Source organism: Flavobacterium sp. T50_26 (assembly GCF_057652995.1).
On sequence record NZ_JBYFCC010000069.1, the window covers coordinates 1 to 287 of the forward strand.

General features: G+C 32.4%; 1 protein-coding gene. It reads right to left on the reverse strand.

What is annotated here, in order from left to right; all coding sequences use genetic code 11:
* Nucleotides 1–12: 12 nt before the first annotated feature.
* Nucleotides 13–287: cyclic nucleotide-binding domain-containing protein (locus AC23MC_RS16470; protein WP_487570660.1), on the reverse strand; the 275-nt coding region annotated here is incomplete at its 5' end.

Consider the following 287-nt stretch of genomic DNA (forward strand, 5'->3'; position numbering starts at 1 on the left):
AGAGCAACACATTTATAATTTTGATTTTATTCGGCTAAGTGTAGAAGGTGATAAACCCAAGTAGGAAGCAGCCATTTTATTGGATACCCGAAGTAGTAATTGTGGTTGATTTTTTATTACCCATTTCACTTTTTCCATGGCATCAAAACCTTGAAAACCGTAGATTCTTTTTTGTGCAACAACAAATACAAGTTCGAGAATTTCCGTATAAATTTTGGCAAATTCAGGAAATTCATGCACCAATTTATATAAATACGAACTGCTCACAAACAACAATTCAGATTTTT